The sequence below is a fragment of the Moraxella sp. CTOTU46711 genome (assembly GCF_031975715.1).
Taxonomy (GTDB): Bacteria; Pseudomonadota; Gammaproteobacteria; order Pseudomonadales; family Moraxellaceae; genus Faucicola.
Genome location: NZ_DALYMP010000001.1, coordinates 663,795 through 682,595, shown reverse-complemented (window position 1 = coordinate 682,595; position 18,801 = coordinate 663,795). Strand labels below are relative to the sequence as shown.

General features: G+C 45.9%; 18 protein-coding genes. 15 read left to right on the top strand and 3 right to left on the bottom strand.

The features are described from left to right. Nucleotides 1-192 precede the first annotated feature (192 nt). The 9 genes from RTJ53_RS02950 (at nt 193) to RTJ53_RS02910 (ending at nt 10,442) form a co-directional block, all read left to right on the top strand. A complete protein-coding gene (locus RTJ53_RS02950; protein WP_312275768.1) occupies nt 193-2,175 on the top strand; it encodes a propionate--CoA ligase in 1,983 nt (660 codons plus the stop codon). 61 nt (nt 2,176-2,236) lie between these two features. Next, complete coding sequence (locus RTJ53_RS02945) at nt 2,237-2,818, top strand: PAS domain-containing protein (RefSeq protein ID WP_312275767.1); 582 nt, start codon at nt 2,237-2,239, stop codon at nt 2,816-2,818. A gap of 131 nt (nt 2,819-2,949) precedes the next feature. Further along, entirely contained in the window at nt 2,950-4,443 is a 1,494-nt protein-coding gene (locus RTJ53_RS02940; protein ID WP_312275766.1) for a CoA-acylating methylmalonate-semialdehyde dehydrogenase, read from the top strand. 169 nt (nt 4,444-4,612) lie between these two features. Continuing rightward, nucleotides 4,613-5,773, top strand: coding sequence for an acyl-CoA dehydrogenase family protein (locus RTJ53_RS02935; RefSeq protein ID WP_312275765.1), 1,161 nt, complete (start codon nt 4,613-4,615; stop codon nt 5,771-5,773). A 29-nt stretch (nt 5,774-5,802) separates the two neighbouring features. Then, nucleotides 5,803-6,579 carry an enoyl-CoA hydratase gene (locus RTJ53_RS02930; protein ID WP_312275764.1) on the top strand — a complete coding sequence of 259 codons (777 nt, stop codon included), beginning with the start codon at nt 5,803-5,805 and terminating at the stop codon, nt 6,577-6,579. 120 nt (nt 6,580-6,699) lie between these two features. Continuing rightward, nucleotides 6,700-7,332, top strand: a complete 633-nt coding sequence (locus RTJ53_RS02925) for a hypothetical protein (protein ID WP_312275763.1) — start codon at nt 6,700-6,702, stop codon at nt 7,330-7,332. A 14-nt stretch (nt 7,333-7,346) separates the two neighbouring features. Then, nucleotides 7,347-8,540 (top strand): enoyl-CoA hydratase/isomerase family protein, encoded by a 1,194-nt coding sequence (locus RTJ53_RS02920; RefSeq protein WP_312275762.1) that lies wholly within the window; start codon nt 7,347-7,349, stop codon nt 8,538-8,540. Nucleotides 8,541-8,574: 34 nt separating this feature from the next. Continuing rightward, complete coding sequence (gene mmsB, locus RTJ53_RS02915) at nt 8,575-9,501, top strand: 3-hydroxyisobutyrate dehydrogenase (protein ID WP_312275761.1); 927 nt, start codon at nt 8,575-8,577, stop codon at nt 9,499-9,501. 125 nt (nt 9,502-9,626) lie between these two features. Continuing rightward, nucleotides 9,627-10,442 (top strand): Cof-type HAD-IIB family hydrolase, encoded by an 816-nt coding sequence (locus tag RTJ53_RS02910; protein WP_312275760.1) that lies wholly within the window; start codon nt 9,627-9,629, stop codon nt 10,440-10,442. 103 nt (nt 10,443-10,545) lie between these two features. Here the strand turns inward: RTJ53_RS02910 and RTJ53_RS02905 are convergent, their stop codons facing one another. Beyond that, nucleotides 10,546-11,301: an IclR family transcriptional regulator gene (locus RTJ53_RS02905; RefSeq protein ID WP_312275759.1), complete on the bottom strand. Its 756-nt coding sequence runs from the start codon at nt 11,299-11,301 to the stop codon at nt 10,546-10,548. A gap of 285 nt (nt 11,302-11,586) precedes the next feature. On the opposite strand from RTJ53_RS02905, the gene xthA reads away from it, so the two are divergent. Genes xthA through RTJ53_RS02890 form a run of 3 tightly spaced genes read left to right on the top strand, consistent with a single transcriptional unit; the run spans nt 11,587 to nt 13,857 of the window. Further along, a complete protein-coding gene (xthA, locus tag RTJ53_RS02900) occupies nt 11,587-12,399 on the top strand; it encodes an exodeoxyribonuclease III (protein ID WP_007116821.1) in 813 nt (270 codons plus the stop codon). Nucleotides 12,400-12,428: 29 nt separating this feature from the next. Beyond that, nucleotides 12,429-13,643 carry a bifunctional glutamate N-acetyltransferase/amino-acid acetyltransferase ArgJ gene (gene argJ / locus RTJ53_RS02895; RefSeq protein ID WP_312275758.1) on the top strand — a complete coding sequence of 405 codons (1,215 nt, stop codon included), beginning with the start codon at nt 12,429-12,431 and terminating at the stop codon, nt 13,641-13,643. Nucleotides 13,644-13,674: 31 nt separating this feature from the next. Beyond that, the gene (locus RTJ53_RS02890) at nt 13,675-13,857 is read left to right on the top strand and encodes an NF038104 family lipoprotein (RefSeq protein WP_135888080.1); all 183 of its coding nucleotides are present in this window, start codon (nt 13,675-13,677) and stop codon (nt 13,855-13,857) included. A 69-nt stretch (nt 13,858-13,926) separates the two neighbouring features. Here the strand turns inward: RTJ53_RS02890 and RTJ53_RS02885 are convergent, their stop codons facing one another. Together RTJ53_RS02885 and RTJ53_RS02880 are read right to left on the bottom strand one after the other, a co-directional pair. Continuing rightward, the gene (locus tag RTJ53_RS02885) at nt 13,927-14,703 is read right to left on the bottom strand and encodes a TrmH family RNA methyltransferase (protein WP_312275757.1); all 777 of its coding nucleotides are present in this window, start codon (nt 14,701-14,703) and stop codon (nt 13,927-13,929) included. Further along, nucleotides 14,703-15,680: a class 1 fructose-bisphosphatase gene (locus tag RTJ53_RS02880; RefSeq protein WP_312275756.1), complete on the bottom strand. Its 978-nt coding sequence runs from the start codon at nt 15,678-15,680 to the stop codon at nt 14,703-14,705. The genes RTJ53_RS02885 and RTJ53_RS02880 overlap by 1 nt, the downstream gene beginning before the upstream one ends. Nucleotides 15,681-15,975: 295 nt before the next feature. Between RTJ53_RS02880 and RTJ53_RS02875 the strand changes: the two genes are divergently transcribed. From RTJ53_RS02875 to RTJ53_RS02865, 3 genes are read left to right on the top strand one after another with little or no spacing between them, the layout of a single operon-like run. Beyond that, the gene (locus RTJ53_RS02875; RefSeq protein ID WP_409418133.1) at nt 15,976-16,959 is read left to right on the top strand and encodes an aspartate carbamoyltransferase catalytic subunit; all 984 of its coding nucleotides are present in this window, start codon (nt 15,976-15,978) and stop codon (nt 16,957-16,959) included. Between the two features lie 49 nt (nt 16,960-17,008). After that, nucleotides 17,009-18,175 (top strand): dihydroorotase, encoded by a 1,167-nt coding sequence (locus RTJ53_RS02870; RefSeq protein ID WP_312275921.1) that lies wholly within the window; start codon nt 17,009-17,011, stop codon nt 18,173-18,175. Between the two features lie 54 nt (nt 18,176-18,229). Next, nucleotides 18,230-18,754, top strand: coding sequence for a DUF2127 domain-containing protein (locus tag RTJ53_RS02865; protein WP_312275754.1), 525 nt, complete (start codon nt 18,230-18,232; stop codon nt 18,752-18,754). Nucleotides 18,755-18,801 lie beyond the last annotated feature (47 nt).

The window sequence follows — 18,801 nt, the reverse complement described above, 5'->3', positions numbered from 1 at the left end:
AAAATTAATTTGGCAAGGCTTGACGTTAGCGAGTCTATTTGCTATATTCAAAAACGATACAAAACGTATCATTTGAAATTATGAAGTGGATTCAAGGAATGAATTCAAGCAATGAAATGTTTTGCCGACCTCGGAAAACCAAATCTGCAAGCGACTTTCACCATCCGTTAAGATTCTAGCTAAGGACAGCCAATGAATTTCTCTGACTTATACAATCAATCCATCAACGACAAACAAGCCTTTTGGGGCGAGCAAGCCAAGCGAATCTATTGGCATCAACAACCTACCCAAATCTTAGACGATAGTAAGCTGCCCTTTGCCAAATGGTTTGTCGGTGGGGAAACCAATTTGTGTTACAACATGGTCGACCGCCACCTTGAAAACCGGGCAGAGCAAGATGCCTTTGTGTGGGTGTCTACCGAAATCAATGCTGAAATGATTGATAATTACCCCAATATTCAGAAAGCTTTTAAGGCACTCGGCAACCCTGTTGAACTGTATACCGACTATGCCAAACGCCGTTTAACTTACAACGATTTATATAAAGAAGTAAACTATTTTGCCGATGTGCTAAAACGTCATGGCATCGACAAAGGCGACCGTGTTGTCATCTATATGCCGATGATTTTGGAAGCGGCATATGCTATGCTCGCTTGTGTGCGTATCGGGGCGATTCATTCGGTAGTATTTGGCGGATTTGCCTCGCATAATCTCGCTGTACGCATGGATGATGCCGAAGCCAAAATGGTGATTACGGTCGATGCAGGGCTGCGCGGTGGCAAGCTCATTAATTATAAAAACTTGGTCAATAAAGCAGTCGAAGAAGCCAAAGTCAAAACCAATGTGCTGGTGATTGACCGTGGCATTATGCCATATACTGCTGAGCCGCACGACATCGACTATGCCACCGAGCGGGCGATAAGTGCTGATAACAATGCCAAAGTCGATTGTGTTTGGCTAGAGTCCAATGCGCCATCGTATCTATTATATACTTCGGGCACGACAGGCACACCCAAAGGCGTACAGCGCGATACAGGCGGTCATGCGGTAGCCCTTGCCACTGCGATGGATTTTGTCTATAACGGTAAAGCAGGCGAGACGTTTTGGGCGATATCGGATATCGGTTGGGCAGTCGGGCACTCGTTTAGCATCTATGCCCCTTTACTGACAGGCATGACCAGTATCATATATGAAGGCTTGCCAACCACGCCAAACCCGGGGATTTGGTGGCGAATTGTCGAAGCCAATAAAGTCAATATTTTGTTAACCGCACCGACAGGCGTGCGGATGCTACGTAAACAAGACGAAATGTGGATGAGCCGTCACGATATCTCAAGCCTAAAATCATTCTTCTTGGCAGGTGAGCCACTCGATGAGCCAACGGCCGAGTGGCTAACAGGTCACATGGGCGTGCCAATCATTGACCACTATTGGCAAACTGAGTCGGGCTGGCCCATCCTAAGCCATGCCCCAAAATTTGCAGGCAATCCCGACCACAAACCACACAAACAAGGCACACCTGGCTATCCGATGTTTGGATTTGACGCCAAAGTCATCAATGAAACCACAGGCGAACCCTGCCAAGCCAATGAAAAAGGCATGCTGGTGTTAGCCGCACCTTTACCACCCGGTTGTTTGGCCACCGTTTGGCGAAATGACGAGCGTTTTATCAATGGCTATTTTTCACTACTCGATGGCAAACAATACGCAACATCAGACTATGCGGTGATGGATGAATACGGCTACTACTATATTCTAGGGCGAACCGATGATGTCATCAATGTGGCAGGGCACCGTTTGGGTACCAAGGAAATCGAGGAGGCCATCGGTCATCACCCCGAAGTCGCCGAATCGGCGGTTGTTGGTATCCATGACGAGCTTAAAGGTGAGCTACCAATTGCCTTTTGCATTCTAAAAAATCATGACTTAGTAGCAGAAACCGAAAACCGTTTCCGCATTGAGCAGCAAATCGTGGGTGAAGTCGCAAGACAGTTGGGCGCCCTTGCTAAACCTGCGGCTATTTATTTTCCCAAAGCTTTACCCAAAACCCGCTCAGGCAAAATCTTACGCCGCTCTATCAAGGCACTGGCGGAAGGCAAAGAGACAGGCGACATGAGTACCCTTGATGACCCAACTGCGATTGAGGCGGTCAGACAAGCGATGGCGGATTACTAATGGCAATTAATAAGTTGCCAACCAATAAGTTGTCAGGGCTTAAAAATCAGGGGTGATTGTCATGGAAAATTATGCCTTACTGGCTTTTAGGCACGCGCCCACGCCGATAGTGGTATTAAGCTATCGGCGTATCAAAGCGCTCAACGATGCCTTTGCCAATTTGTTCGGTTATGCGCACGATGAGCTGCTCAATCAATCGATGCAAAAATTGTTTCCCAGTGTCGAAGATTTTGAAAAAATTGGCAAAGAAGCATTAACAGGTTTGGGATTACAGACCAATATGCATTACTGCGATGAGCGCTTTATGCGTCACAAAACAGGGGAAATATTCTGGGCAACCACCCACGGACGCACCTTAACCCCAGATGACCCGTTCAAACTGGCAATTTGGCATTTTGAAAAAAAACCGCAAGTATCGTCCGAATCACAGCTCACCGCACGTGAAGCCCAAATTGCGCAGTATGTAGTCAATGGCTATACCTGTAAAGAGATTGGTAAGTTACTTGGTTTGTCCCCCAGAACCATTGAGGTGCATAAAGCCAACTTAATGAAAAAAATGGGCGCTCGCAGCAAAGGTGAGCTAGCCTCAAAGATTATTGTCATTAACCCTATGGCAGCTGCCCAGCAAAACTATTCCAGCTGAACTACTCCAGAAAAACTACTTAAGTAATTAAGTATGATTGACAGTACCCCCTAACTCATTCACACTGTTTTGCAACGCGTTAACGCTATCAAACGCTATACACCCAACATAGTAAAACAAGGATTGTTACGATGACTACCCAAACTGTAAAACAACTCATCAACGGCGAATTTGTCGAATCAACCACTAGCGAGTGGATTGACCTGACCAACCCAGCTACCCAAGAAGTGATTGCCAAAGTACCCCAAACTACCGGCGATGAAATCAACCAAGCCGTCGCGGCGGCTGCAGAAGCGTTCAAAACCTGGCGCAAAACTCCAATCAACACGCGCTCGCGTATCTTCTTAAAATACCAACAACTGATTCGTGACAACATGGACGAGCTTGCTGCCATGCTCACCGAAGAACAAGGCAAAACCCTAGCCGATGCCAAAGGCGATGTGTTCCGTGGTCTTGAAGTCGTCGAACATGCCTCAGGCATTGGCAACCTGCAACAAGGGGCGTTTATCGAGAATGTGGCGACTGGCGTGGATATGTATAATATCCAGCAACCACTTGGCGTTTGTGCAGGTATTACCCCGTTTAACTTTCCTGCCATGATTCCACTGTGGATGTTCCCAATGGCAATCGCCACCGGTAACACCTTCGTATTAAAACCATCAGAACAAAACCCGATGGTCACCATGCGATTGGTAGAATTGGCACTTGAAGCAGGTATTCCAAAAGGCGTATTAAACGTGGTGCATGGCGGCAAAGACACCGTTGATGCCATTTGTGACCACCCAGATATCAAAGCCATCTCATTTGTGGGTTCTACTGCCGTCGGTACACACGTCTATAACCGCGCCAGCCAAGCAGGTAAACGCGTGCAATGTATGATGGGGGCTAAAAACCACGCAGTCATCCTACCTGATGCCAATAAAGAACAATGTCTTAACCAACTAGCCGGTGCCGCATTTGGTGCCGCCGGTCAGCGCTGTATGGCGTTATCTGTGGTGATTCTAGTCGGTGAAGCCAAAAACTGGGTGGGTGACATCGTGGAACGTGCCAAAAAATTGGTGGTGGCAGCCGGTAAAGATGACAAAGACTTAGGACCTGTGATTTCAAAAGCGGCTAAAGCGCGTGTTGAACGTCTAATCCAAGCGGGCGCAGATGAAGGTGCACAAGTTCTGCTAGATGGTCGTGGTATCAAGGTCGAAGGCTTTGAAAATGGTAATTTTGTCGGACCGACTATTTTAGATAACGTCACCACCGATATGACGTGCTATAAGGAAGAAATCTTTGGACCGGTGCTTGATATCATGTACGCTGATAGCCTAGATGAAGCGATTGCCATCATCAATGCCAATCCAAATGGTAATGGCACGGCTATCTTTACCCAATCAGGTGCGGCAGCCCATAAATTCCAACAAGATATTGATGTGGGTCAAGTCGGTATTAATTTACCCATTCCTGTGCCACTACCGATGTTCTCATTCACCGGTTCTCGCGCCAGTAAACTGGGTGACTTAGGTCCTTATGGCAAGCAAGCGGTACAGTTTTATACCCAAACCAAAACCGTCACCGCGCGTTGGTTTGATGATGAAGCCAGTAAAGGGGTGAACACTACCATTTCATTAAAATAAATAGACGTTAATAGTTAATATTTCGTGATTAAGACTGATTAAATTGGGCTATCAGGTTAAAAACGTTATAGCCAATATAGCCAAGCGTCGCGATTTTGCATTAAGTTAAAGCAACGCTTGGCAACGACTGATGGCATGGATGTAATTTAGCCATAAAAAGGAATTTACCATGAATTTTTCTCTTACCGAAGACCAACAAGCCTTTGCCGATTTGGCTGCCCAATTTGCCGCCAAATCGCTGGCACCTAATGCTGCCGAATGGGATGCCACAGGCTATTTTCCCAAAGAGGTGTTCAAAGCCGCAGGTGAACTGGGCTTTATGGGGCTTTACACCAACCCTGATTTTGGCGGACTGGGCTTGCCGCGCCTTGATGCGGCAATTATCTTCGAAAAACTGGCGTATGGCGATACGTCAACCGCCGCATTCATGACCATCCACAACATGGTCGCTTGGATGATTGGCGAGTTTGCCAAACCTGAGGTTGCCGAAAAATACTTGCCTCAATTATTAGCGGGCGAAAAATTGGGTAGCTACTGTTTGACAGAGCCCAATGCTGGCTCAGATGCGGGTTCATTAAAAACCAAAGCGGTCAAACAAGGCGACTATTACCACATTACTGGGCAAAAAATGTTTATCTCTGGGGCCGGGGCGACCGATGTGCTCGTGGTGATGGCGCGCACCTCTGACAACGGCGCAAAAGGCGTGTCTGCCTTTATCGTCGATGCCAACAGCGATGGCATCAGCTACGGCAAAAATGAACATAAAATGGGCTGGAAAAACCAACCGACCGCAGCGGTACATTTTACCGATGTCAAAGTCCCTGCCGAAAATCTACTGGGTGAAGAAGGACAGGGCTTTACCTTTGCCATGAAAGGCTTGGACGGTGGGCGTATCAATATCGCCACTTGTGCGGTAGGGACTGCTCAAGCCGCCCTTGACCGTGCGGTGCAGTATGTACAGGAGCGTAGCCAGTTTGGCAAAACCCTTGACCAATTCCAAAACGTGCAGTTTAAACTTGCCGATATGCTCACTCATTTGGTGTCGGCTCGGCAGATGGTGCGATTGGCGGCATATCATTTGGATAGTAAATCGCCCGATGCCACGGCGTATTGTGCGATGGCAAAACGCCTTGCCACGGATTTGAGTTTTGATATCGCTAACCAAGCGCTGCAGCTACACGGTGGCTATGGCTATCTACAAGAATATCCGCTAGAGCGTCATGTGCGCGATTTGCGCGTGCATCAAATTCTAGAAGGCACCAATGAAGTGATGCGGATGATTGTGTCTCGCAAAATGATGGAAGATGGGACGTTAGCAAGATTGCAATGAATTTAAAGACATTTTAAAAGGAATTTACCATGTCAAATTACACCAACTTAAAATTAACAATCGACCATCACATTGCGGTTTTGACGCTCAATAATCCGCCTGCCCACACATGGACAAAGGACAGCTTAGCCAGTTTAAAGCAGCTCATTAGCGACTTAAATGCCAACAAGCAAGTCACCGCTTTGGTAGTGCATGGCGATGGCGAAAAGTTTTTTTCCGCAGGGGCGGACTTGAACAGCTTTGCCAGTGGTGACAAAGGTCAAGCAGCGGAGATGGCAATGGCGTTTGGTGAAGCGTTTGAAGCCTTGTCCAATTTTCGTGGCGTGTCGATTGCCTGTATCAACGGCTATGCGATGGGCGGCGGTCTTGAGTGTGCGTTGGCGTGTGATATCCGCATTGCTGAAAGTCATGCCCAAATGGCACTCCCTGAGCTATCGGTTGGCTTATTGCCGTGTGCAGGCGGTACGCAAAACTTACCGTGGCTGGTGGGTGAAGGCTGGGCAAAACGTATGATTTTATGCGGTGAGCGTATCAAGGCAGATAAGGCGCTGCAAATTGGTTTGGTGGAAGAAGTCGTGGAAAGTGGCGAAGGGTTACAAACGGCTTTAGAATTGGCTCAAAAAGTGGCGAAGCAATCTCCCGATGCGATTGCGTCGAGTAAAACCTTGATTATGTCGGCACGTTATCAGCCACCAAGTTTTAACTGGATAAAGGAACGTGAGTTATTTATCAAATTATTTGATGGCGACAACCAACAAGAAGGCGTCAATGCGTTCTTAGAAAAACGCTCTCCAAATTGGAAATAATTTTTTTTATAAGGATGTATCGCATACGTCCAATTTAAAATTTTTTAAACTAAAAACCGCTGTAAGGTGCGTTCTACGCACCATTATAATTATAATATAAAGGTAAAGTCAGGAATTTTAATGGGAAATTATTATTTACTAAATAGTGACGATTACTATTTTAATTCATCAACATGGGCAGAAAACCGATCAGATTTATTAGAAGAAAATGCCAAATTATTGTCTTTAAATGAAGCGAATAAGTTATGTTTAGAAAAGTTTTGTACAAAGTCCGATATTGACGCAAAGCCTAATTTAAGTAAAGATTTTCAATATTTAACGATACCGTATGAGCTTGATGACATAATTTATGACAATATAACGCCAACTGAAATTATTGTTAAGCTTGTGAATCATCATATTCAAGGCAAAATAATTTTGGCATCTACCGATAGAGATTCGTGTTGTGTCGTTGAATGTGAAGAATTATCTGAAATGATAATTGAGTGTTTGTATATGCCACACTTGAACACGCCTTTTTTTATCTTTAATCCTGATGAAAGTGTTTTTGCTTTAATTGATTTTGATTTACCACTACAAATTATTGGTTATTCACAAGATTTAAATGTAAAAATTGATAATTATAAGTCAATACAACTAGGCTTTGAATCAGTGTTTCAACGCTATGCAAGTTATACCAATATGGGAAATTTATTTAAAGAATATTATGCGTTTTTATTGCCGAAACCTTTCGTTAATAATTTGATAAATTAGAAGGACAATTTAAAATGGAAGATAACCAAAGCCCCGTCATATTTGAAACGATAGCCACCCACTGCGGTCATCACATCGGCACAATGACCCTAAACGATCCGAAAGCCCTAAATGCCCTAAGCGTTGATATGTGCAAACTGATGGCAAATCAGCTTGCAAAATGGGCAACCGATGACAGCATCGTCGCTATTTTGCTCAAAGGTAGTGGCGACAAAGCGTTCTGTGCAGGCGGCAATATCCGCAGACTGTATGACAGCATGATTGACACTCCGCCCCAAGTGCCTATGCAGCAGCCCAATCCGTACGGGGTTGAATTCTTCGAAAACGAATATAGCCTATACCGGCAAATGCACTTCTACCCAAAACCCATTGTCTTGTGGGGTAATGGTATTGTCATGGGCGGTGGTATGGGCTTGATGGCGATGTGTAGCCATCGTATCGTCACCGAAACCACCCGTTTTGCCATGCCAGAGATTACCATCGGCTTATATCCCGATGCCACAGGTTCGTGGTTTTTGGCACGCATGCCTGCCAAAATTGGGCTGTTTTTGGGCTTGACAGGGGCGAACTGCAACGCCAACGATGCGATTTTCTCTAGCCTTGCTGAGTATGCGGTGGCAAGCATCGAATACGACAAAGTGCTTGGCGCGCTAAAACAAGCCAATTGGCAAGCTGACAGCAATTTACATGATATTGCAAGCCAAGCCTTAGCCAAAATTCATCATACCGAGCATTTAGCAGACAGTCATTTGATGAAGCATTTTAATACTATTCAAGCGCTAGTAAACAAAGGCTCAGTGCATGATATAGATGCAGCCTTGCGCGATGACAACTTCACCAAAGTCAACGGCGAAGCGGATAAATGGCTTACCAAAGCGGTCGAGACTTATCAGCACGGTTGTCCTGTCAGCGCAGCATTAACGGTTGAGATGTTTAAACATGCCAGCAAATTATCGCTTGAGCAAGTGCTATATATGGAGATGAATGCGTCGCTACATTGTGTCAATTACCCCGATTTTCGTGAGGGTGTACGCGCTTTACTGATTGATAAAGACAAATCGCCAAAATGGAATAAAACCCTTGATGAATGCGATGCCTACTATATCCAGTCACATCTTGCGTCAGCTTTTCCCAATAGCGAACATCCATTTGAGGCTTGGTTGGGAAGCGATTCACTCTCAGCAAAATTAGCCAAACGTGCTGTATAAAGTTTACAAACACCACAACATACAAGGAATGTATATGCCAAATAATCAACAAACAGCCATTAAAAAAATTGCCTTTATCGGGCTTGGTAACATGGGCAAACCGATGGCAGAAAATCTCATCAAAAATGGCTTTGCCTTAAACGTATTTGACCTAAACACCGCCGTGCTAGACGACCTTGCCAAACAAGGGGCAAACGTGGCGACTTCACCTGTGGACGCAAGCAAAGAGGTGGATATGGTCATCACCATGTTACCTGCAGGTCAACATGTCAAAGATGTGTATCTGGGTAAAGACGGTAATCAAGGCTTGCTCGATGTGGTGAGTAAAGATACCCTGCTGGTCGATAGTAGCACCATCGCAGCGAGTGATGCGCGTGAAGTTGCCGAAGCTGCGGCAGATAAAGGCATTCAGTTTATGGATGCGCCCGTATCAGGTGGTACGGCAGGGGCAGCAGCAGGGACACTCAGCTTTATCGTGGGCGGGCAAGCTGAGCAATTTGAACAGGTCAAACCCGTTTTAGAGGCGATGGGAAAAAATATCTTTCACGCGGGCGAGGTCGGTGCAGGTCAAGTTGCCAAAATCTGTAATAACATGCTGCTTGGCGTGATTATGACAGGGACAGCCGAAGCCATGAATTTGGGCGCCAAAAATGGATTAGACCCAAAAGTCTTAGCCAGTATTTTGTCAGCCAGCACCGGTCGTAACTGGGCGCTGGAAGTATGTAATCCGCACCCCGATGTGGGTGATAGCATGCCATCAAGCCGTGGTTATACCGGTGGATTTATGAGTAAACTCATGCTCAAAGACATGAACCTTGCCAAACAAACGGCCGATGATACCAAGGTGGTGACACCAATGGCAGACCAAGCCACGGCGCTGTATAGCAAACATAGCGAGCAACATGGGGATAAGGATTTCTCAAGCATTATGGCGCATTATGATGCGAACGTTTTGCAATAATTTTTGGCGTTTAGCAAAAAAAAGCTAGGATCTTTCCTGGCTTTTTTGTGATTGTTAATTTAAAAAATTAACCCAAAAATAGGGTAGAATGAGCGTCAATCCCAATTTATCGCATTAGTGTTATTATGTCTAAGCCAACAGCACACCCCAAAAAACCGAAAATTGTCTTTTTTGATATTGATGACACATTGTACATCAAGCAGCAAGAAAGGGTGCCGCAATCCGCGATTGAGGCACTCAAACAATTAAAGCAGCAAGGCATCATGGTCGCTATCGCCACCGGTCGGGGTCGTGCGGTTTTTCCCAAAGCTGTGTATGAGCTCATTGAAACCGTGGGTATCGATGTGCTGGTCACCATCAACGGTCAATGCAGTCACCATCAAGGTGAATTATTAGCGCATTATCCGATGACCACTGCGCAAATTAAACTCATTACCGATTATGTTGAATCAAATAATTTATCCTATGCCTACATGACCGATACGGAAATTATCGCGTTAGCGGAAGATGATGCGCTGTCAGAAGCTTTAAATTCGCTTAAAATAGCTTACCGTACTGCCCGTCATGGTGACATTGATTTGTCGATACCTATTTATCAAGTCGTGGCATTTCATCCTGACAACACGCAAGTAAATTTTGAATTTCCCTCGACTTTAAAAATCATGCGCTGGCATAAAAACGGTATCGATATTCTAGATGCGACAGGCTCGAAGGCGCGCGGCATTGCGCAGGCGCTCAATAAACTGGGGCTGGATTTTAAAGATGCCATGGCATTTGGCGATGGGGTGAATGATATTGAAATGTTACAGACAGTCGGCTTTGGCGTGGCGATGGGGAATGCTCATCCCGATGTGAAAGCGGCGGCTGACTATGTATGTCCAGCTGCGTGGGAAGATGGTATCTATCAAGGCTTACAGCATTTGGGTTTGTTGCCACATTGATGAGGCAGCAAATGATTAAGCCCCGCCATATTATATAAAATCTATCAATAAAATCGCTTTGAGCGTTTTAACTTTACCTTGTCAAAAACTCCAAGGATAACATTTAAATTTCCCCAAAAAACGCATCACGAATATCATCGGCAGCTTTTTGCATATCAGGTACAAACCCAATCAAGTCCTCGAGGGATTTGCGCGTTTTAGGTGCGGTTGTGTACAGTGAGCCGATGTAACGACCTTGGGTGTCATTGATTGCCACGGCAATTGAGACCGCTTGGGCAATATATTCTTCATCAGAAATTGCATAGCGCTGCTTAGCTACCTGTTCAAGACTCTGATTGAGCACCTCCCTATCGGTAATCGTGGCAGGGGTGATAGCGGTTAACGATAAATTTTTTAGCAGCGTGACCCTATCATCTTTTGCGAGCGTACTTAGGTAGATTTTACCAGCCGCCGTACACCAAATAGGTGCTTGCGAATCAGTGGGCATATACACTTGTAAGGCAGAAGGACAAGGTACGCGGTCGGTATATACCATGTTGACGTAATAAGGTACCGCCATGCCACAGGTTTCACCGATTTTATCCACCAGTCTTTGCAAAATCGCAAATCGCTGAATCGCCACTTGTTGACTTTGCCATAGATGAATCGCCATATGCCGCGTACGCGATGCAGGCACAATCGTACCATTGATATCGACCCGCACAAAGCCTTCCTCTTGCAGCTGCTGTATCAGCCGGTGCATGGTCGGTTTTGGAATATCCAAAATCTCAGACAAATCCAGCGGGGATAAAGGACGCTGTGCCGCAGACACGGCTTCGATGATTTTTAAAACACGGGTAATAGAAGAAACTCGAGCCATATATTGTCTTTTTAAGTCTAGGGTCAGCACGTCGCCAGAAAAAATTGAAAAAAATATTTTGCAAAGTTGGCAGTGATTAAAGTGCAAGGTTTTTTGATTATACCAAAATTTTTTTAAACTTCACCTGCTATTTGCGGGTTCATCATGCATAACCTCAGTGTCGCAGATCCAATTTGCTTTCAAATTGAGCTTGCGGGCAATATCCGCTAATATAGTCGGCATTTAACGCTTAACCAAGCCACATTTATCAATACCAAGACATATTTATCAATTTGGGGAAAACACATGCCGCGTTTTGTCAGTTTTAATATTAATGGATTGCGGGCGCGCCCACACCAGCTTGAAGCCATTCGCGATATCATCGCGCCCGATGTCATTGGACTACAAGAAACCAAAGTACATGATGACGCATTTCCGCTACAGAGCGTGCAGCAATTGGGCTATCATGTCGAATTTTTTGGGCAAAAATCTCATTATGGTGTGGCGTTATTATCGCGACAAAAACCTATTTTTGTACAAAAAGGCTTTCCAACCGATAGCGACGATGCGCAGCGACGGTTTATCCATGCGCGCTATGATTTTAATGGCAAATATATTGATGTGCTTAATGGCTATTTTCCGCAAGGTGAAAATCGCAAGCATGAAACCAAATTTCCGATGAAGCGTAAATTCTATGCTGATTTAACCGACTATATCTTGCAGCTTAAAGCAGAAAATCGCAGTATGATTTTGATGGGGGATATGAATATTGCGCCGCTTGATTTTGATATTGGCATTAGCGAGGATAGTGTCAAACGTTGGCTAAAAAATGGCACGTGCTCGTTTTTGCCAGAGGAGCGAGAGTGGTACCAAGCCCTGCTTGCGACAGATTTGCATGATACTTATCGGGCGTTATATGCCGACGGTCAAGCGCTGAGTTGGTTTGATTATCGCAGCAAGGGATTTGACGATGAGCCAAAGCGGGGACTGCGGATTGACCATATTTTGATGACGCCTGATTTGGCGGATAAGCTCAACGGTGCAGGCGTCAGCTATGATTTGCGTGCCATGGAAAAACCCAGCGACCATGCCCCGATTTGGGCAGATTTTTTGGATTAATCAATTAAACAACAGTAAGGAGCGCTCTCATGCCAGTTGGCAATGTCGAACTTGTAAAATTAAACCCAGTGAAAGGGATAAAAATTGGCATCACCGAAGCCCACGTACGCTACGCAGGGCGCAAAGACTTAACGGTTTTTGACATCATAGCGGGCGCAAATACCGCGGTTGTCACCACGCAAAACCAATTTTGTGCCGCGCCTGTGCAGTTGCTGCGAGAATTTATCGGCAAAGACAGCCCCCGTTATTTGATTGTCAACACAGGCAACGCCAATGCTGCCACAGGTGAAGACGGTAAACAGCGTGCTAAAGCAACTTGTGTGGCATTGGCAGAAAAAACCGGTGTCGCAGCCGAGCAAGTATTGCCTTACTCCACCGGGGTGATTGGGGAAACCTTGCCGGCGGATAAAATTATCGCGGGGTTAGATAGCGCCTTAGCCAATTTAACCGAAGACAATTGGCTCAATGCCGCCCACAGTATCATGACTACCGATACCACCCCAAAAGGACATAGCGAACAAGTCACGATTGATGCCGTTACCTATACCGTGACAGGTATCTCAAAAGGGGCGGGCATGATTCGCCCCAATATGGCGACCATGCTTGGCTTTGTGGCAACCGATGCCAACATTGAAAAATCATTGCTACAAAATATCTTGACCGACACGGTGAATCAGTCATTTAACCGCATCACGGTGGATGGCGATACCTCGACCAATGACTGCTGTACGTTGATTGCCACAGGACAAGTTGGGGAGATGATTGACAGTGAAAATCACCCGCATTATCAAGCGATTTACGAGGCAATTAACAATGTAATGATTCGAATCGCTCAATTGATTGTACGCGATGGTGAAGGGGCAACCAAATTTATCACGGTCAAAGTGACAGGCGGTGAAACCGCTGAAGAATGTGCCAAAATCGCGTATGAAGTGGCGCATTCACCGCTGGTAAAAACCGCATTTTTTGCCAGTGACCCAAATTGGGGGCGTATTTTGGCAGCGGTAGGCAAAGCGGGCGTGATGCTCGACCAGTCAAAAGTGGCGGTAACACTCGATGATGTGCGTATCTGCGAGCGCGGCGGCTTGGCACAAGACTATACCGAGGCGCGTGGCAGCGAGGTGATGAAGCGTCCTGAAATTACCATTCACATTGAACTGGGTCGCGGGCAGGCGAGTGATACTGTCTATACCTGTGATTTATCATACGAGTATGTCAAAATCAATGCTGATTATCGTTCTTAAAGTCAATCTTAAAGTCAATTAAAGGTAACGAATGAAAAAACTAACCACCCTGCTTTTTGTGCTGACCACCGCTGTTATCTTACAAGGGTGTGTGCATAAAATTGTCACTGTCCCTGTCAAGGTTGCCTATAAGACCACCAAAGGGGTGGTCAAAGGCACGGTAGCCGTCGCTAAAGCGGTAATACCAGGCGATAGTGACGACAAAAAAGACTAAACACAGGCTGTCTAGTAATTTATGTCACACTCATTCACTGATGGCATTGATGGCAATTATTTATGGCAATCATGCGTAGCGTCTTTGTCGTAACATTTCATACAGACACAGTGACCCTGCTATCGCCACGTTTAGGCTTTCTTGACCATTGGGCTGGGGTAGGGCAATCGGGGCAGATTGACTAAGTAATCTCTCATCGACGCCTTGTCCTTCATGCCCCATAATCAAGGCTAACGGTTGTCTCAAATCGGTCTGATAAATAATATGATCGGTATGTGAGCTCGTGGCAAACATCGGTACTTTGACCTTCGTCAATACATCATCTACGCTGATGCCTTCATAAATGGTTAAACTAAAATTTGCCCCCATGCCCGCTCGCAAGGTTTTGGGCGACCAAGCCGATGCTGTGCCCGTGGTACAGATAATGGTTTTAATTCCCACGGCGGATGCGGTGCGAAGTAGTGTACCCAAATTGCCATTATCTTGCACGCCATTGATGATTAGGCAGTCGCTGTTGATGGGCTGATTAAAGTCTAAATGCGGCATGTCAATCATCGCCATGATGGGCAGGCTCTCGCCTAGCGTGCGAATTTCTTTATACAGATTATCGCTAATCGTCAAAGTTTTAACATTTTCAAGTCGGTTTAATAAGGCATGGATTTCGTCATTGTGCAAACCACTTTCGCTGACAATCAAGGTATCGGGCGTGAGACCAGCATTTAGATACGCTTCAAGCAAATGTGTGCCTTCTATCACGGTTTTGCCCAGTTTTTTACGCTGGCGCGACGCAGTGAGTAGGGTATGGGCAGTTTTGATGGTCGGGTTGTCTTTTGAAGTGATAAGCATTATTTGACTTCTTCATGCAGCTTTTTGACATACTCAACTTCGTTTTTTGCCCCGAGTACCACAGGAACCCGCTGGTGGATACTGGTCGGCTCGATATCCAAAATACGATTGATAGCATCGGTACTCAAACCACCCGCTTGTTCAATCAGCAAGCTCATCGGATTGGCTTCATACATCAGACGCAGTTTGCCCGGTTTATCAGGATGTTTGGTGTCAAATGGATAGCTAAAAATCCCCCCACGGCACAAAATACGGTGAATATCGCCCACCATCGCCGCCACCCAGCGCATATTAAAGTCTTTACCACGCACGCCAGTTTTACCCGCCGTAAACTCGTCAATATAACGCTGCATCGGTGGCAACCAATAGCGATAGTTGGAGGCATTAATCGCATACTCTTTGGTATCTGCGCTGATTTGCACTTGGTCTTTGATTTGCACAAATGCTTTGGTGTCTGGGTCAAGACTAAACATTGCCACACCCTTGCCAAGCGTGATTGACATCACAGTTGACGTGCCATACAAAATATAACCCGATGCCAACTGCGCCGTCCCTTTTTGCAAAAAGTCCTCATCTGTCGCAGGGTAACCTTGGTTGTTGTAGGGTAAAATCGAGAAAATTGTACCGACTGCCATATTAATATCGATATTAGATGAGCCATCAAGCGGGTCAAACAGTACCAACACGTCGCCATCTTGATTGGCAGGAGTGGCGTTATCTAATTCTTCCGAGGCCACACCCGCGCAATGCGGATTACTGCTCAAAGCGTCTAGCAACAAATCATTGGCAATGACATCGAGCTTTTTTTGCTCTTCGCCCTGCACATTTTGGTTACCCGCTTCGCCCAAAATATCCGCGAGCGCGCCGCGTTTGAGCAAGTCGCTGATTTGAATACCGACTTTGGTAATGGTGGTAATGATATCGGCAACGGCAGGTTGGGCGTTTTGCGCGGCAAGATAAGTTTCAAGATTTGACATAGTAGACCTTATTATAAAATTATAAATTAACAACTTAACCCAATCACATACGATTAAGCAGGGTGAATTTAGACCTCATGAATTAAAAAAAATATAGACAATTTGCCGCAAATTGTAGCACTTTTTGACCCGTCGTATCAGCGATAATCGCAAAATATTGGCGTATTTATTCCAGCCGATTTACGGTAAAATAGGCAAAATTTATACAAATAACAACAAATCTAGGTGGCTGATGAATATTTTAAACACCCAAACCCTATCTAATGAAGCGCTACAGAGCAAGCTTGATCAGGCGATGGCAAAGCCAGAACTGACCGAAACAGGTGACTTGCGGCATTTTATCGGTGTAGAAGGATTATCCAAAGCCCAGCTGATGGCCATCATCGAAAAAGCCAATGGTTACTTAACTGACAATGCCGGTCGCCCCAATAGCATCCGCAACAGTGATGAGCTTGAAGGCTGTACGGTGATGAATTTGTTCTTTGAAAATTCTACCCGTACTCGCACCACCTTTGATGTGGCTGCCAAACGTCTTGGCGCCAGTGTCATCAGTATCGATATTGCCAAGTCCAGTACCCAAAAAGGCGAAAGTTTACGGGATACGCTGTGGAATCTTGAAGCCATGACAGCGGATATCTTTGTGGTGCGTCATTCATCGAGTGGGGCCGCGCACTTTATGGCAACCGAAGTCACTCCAAACATTGCCATCATCAATGGTGGTGACGGCTGGCACGCGCATCCAACCCAAGCCATGCTCGATATGCTCACGATTTATCGTGAAGCGCCAAGACCGTTTGAGGAATTAACGGTAGCGATTATCGGCGATATCAAGCATAGCCGCGTTGCCCGTTCAGATATTGCAGCGCTCAAGACCTTGGGGGTTAAAGAAATTCGTGTCGTGGCGCCCAAGACATTATTACCAAAAGGCATTGAGCGTTATGGTGTCAGTGTCTATAACGATTTGGACGCGGCGGTGGTTGGCTGTGATGTCATTATTGGTCTGCGTATTCAAAATGAGCGTATTGGCTCGCCGCTGTTGCCATCGACATCCGAGTATTTTAAAGCGTATGGCATCACTACCGAACGCCTTGCCCTTGCCAAACCTGATGCGCTTGTCATGCACCCAGGACCGATGAATCGCGGCGTTGAAATCTCATCAACTGTTGCCGATGGCGAGCAATCGGTGATTCTAAAACAAGTCAATAACGGCATTGCGGTGCGGATGGCGGTGTTGGCACTGGCCATGCAAGGGCAACGTGCCGCACGCAGCGCATCTTGAATTTAGCGAAAAAAATGACAAAGTAGGCAAAACCAAAGTAGGCAAAACCATGACGCTTCAAAATCTTTTACCTGCCAACTGGCAATTTGATACCACGCAGCTTAACCCTATCGACAGCGATGGCAAATGGCTATTACCGCCGCTAGTGGATTTATGTGCGCGTTTGCGTGAACCTGGGCACCAGTCGCATGGTACACTAAAATCAGAAGGCGCCGCGGCTCGAAAAAACGGTTTTTTGCATGTGGTTATACCACCTGATACCAACCCAGTACTTGAGAACGGCTCATTACTGGCAGGCTTGCGAGAGCGGGCTTATCAAGATGGTGGCATTCATCTGCATGTATTGGGGGCGATGACCGCAGGTCTTGAAGGTGAAAAACCCGCCAATATGCTTGGGCTGAAGCAAGGTGGCATCATCGGGGTCAGCAATGCTCGCCGCAAATTCGCCAATGATGACGTACTACTGCAAGCACTGGATTATGCAGCGACTTATGATATCAAAGTATTTTTTTACCCTGATGAACCCAGTTTATCCAAAAACGGCGTCGCCCATGATGGCTATATCGCATCTTATCACGGCTTGGCAGGGATTCCTTGGATTGCTGAAACGGTGGCGTTATCCAAGCAGCTGTTGATTGTCGAAGAAACAGGCGTATCGGCACATTTTGGTCAGCTGACCACCAAATCATCGATTGATTTGATTCGCTGGGCGAAACAAAGGGGCTTGCCCGTGACCTGTGATGTGGCGATGCACCAATTACATTTAACCGATGATGCGTTGATTGGTTTTAATGCCTTGGCGTATGTGTTGCCGCCGCTGCGTTCCAATACAGACAAAAAAGCGCTGCAAGAAGGCTTGCAAGATGGCACGATTGATGCGATTTGTAGCCACCATGAGCCATTGGCAAAAACCGCTAAACAAGCGCCATTTGCGGAGTGCAAACCCGGTATTAGCAACTTTGATACTTTTATGGGGCTCGCTTGTCAATTGGTCAAAGAGGGTATTTTGACCCCAGAGCAGCTAGTAGAAAAAATCGCACTTAATCCTGCCAAAATCGCTGGAATTGAAGCTAGCTATTATCAAACGGGCGGTGCGGTGCTGGTTGACCCCAATCTGACTTGGACCGTGACAAGAGAATCGATGATATCGCAAGGCAAAAATACGCCATTTATCAATAGCGAGCTGACAGGGAAAGTCGAGCAAGTCTATTTTTAGGCTTGTTTGAAGCTTGTTTTAATTTTGTTTCAAGATTGGATACGGTAATGAATCATGCCAAAGGCAGTTAAGCAGTTACCCCCGACAGTGCCTAATAGGCATCATACCAAGAACGCCATCATCATGGTCGCTATCTATGAGCTGGTAAAAGGATTGGTAGCGCTAGGGGTGGCGGCTATTATTTTTGTAGGGCATGTTAAATTGCAATGGATTGCGCGGGTGGTTTCACAGGCGCTGCATCGTATCATGGGTATGGCACTGCACTACCAAATAGAAGCCCTAAATCACTATGCTTGGGTCGCCAACCAAAATTGGCAAAAAGCCTTTTGGATAGTCGTGGGCTATGCGCTGCTGCGTTTTGTGGAAACCTATGGTCTTTATCGAGATAAGATATGGGCGTATTGGTATAGCGTTTTGGGCTATGGCGTGTTTTTGCCGCTTGAGGTTTATGAGTTGTTGAGCCATCGGTTTAATTGGCTTAACTTTTTGATACTGCTAGTGAATGTCGTCATTGTTGTGGTGGTCTATCGTAATATGCACGCCAAAGGGTTGTTGGGTAAAAAGATGACACAGGCTTAAGCTATCGATAAAAAAAGCAATAAAAAAGGGCAGAATCTGCCCTTTTT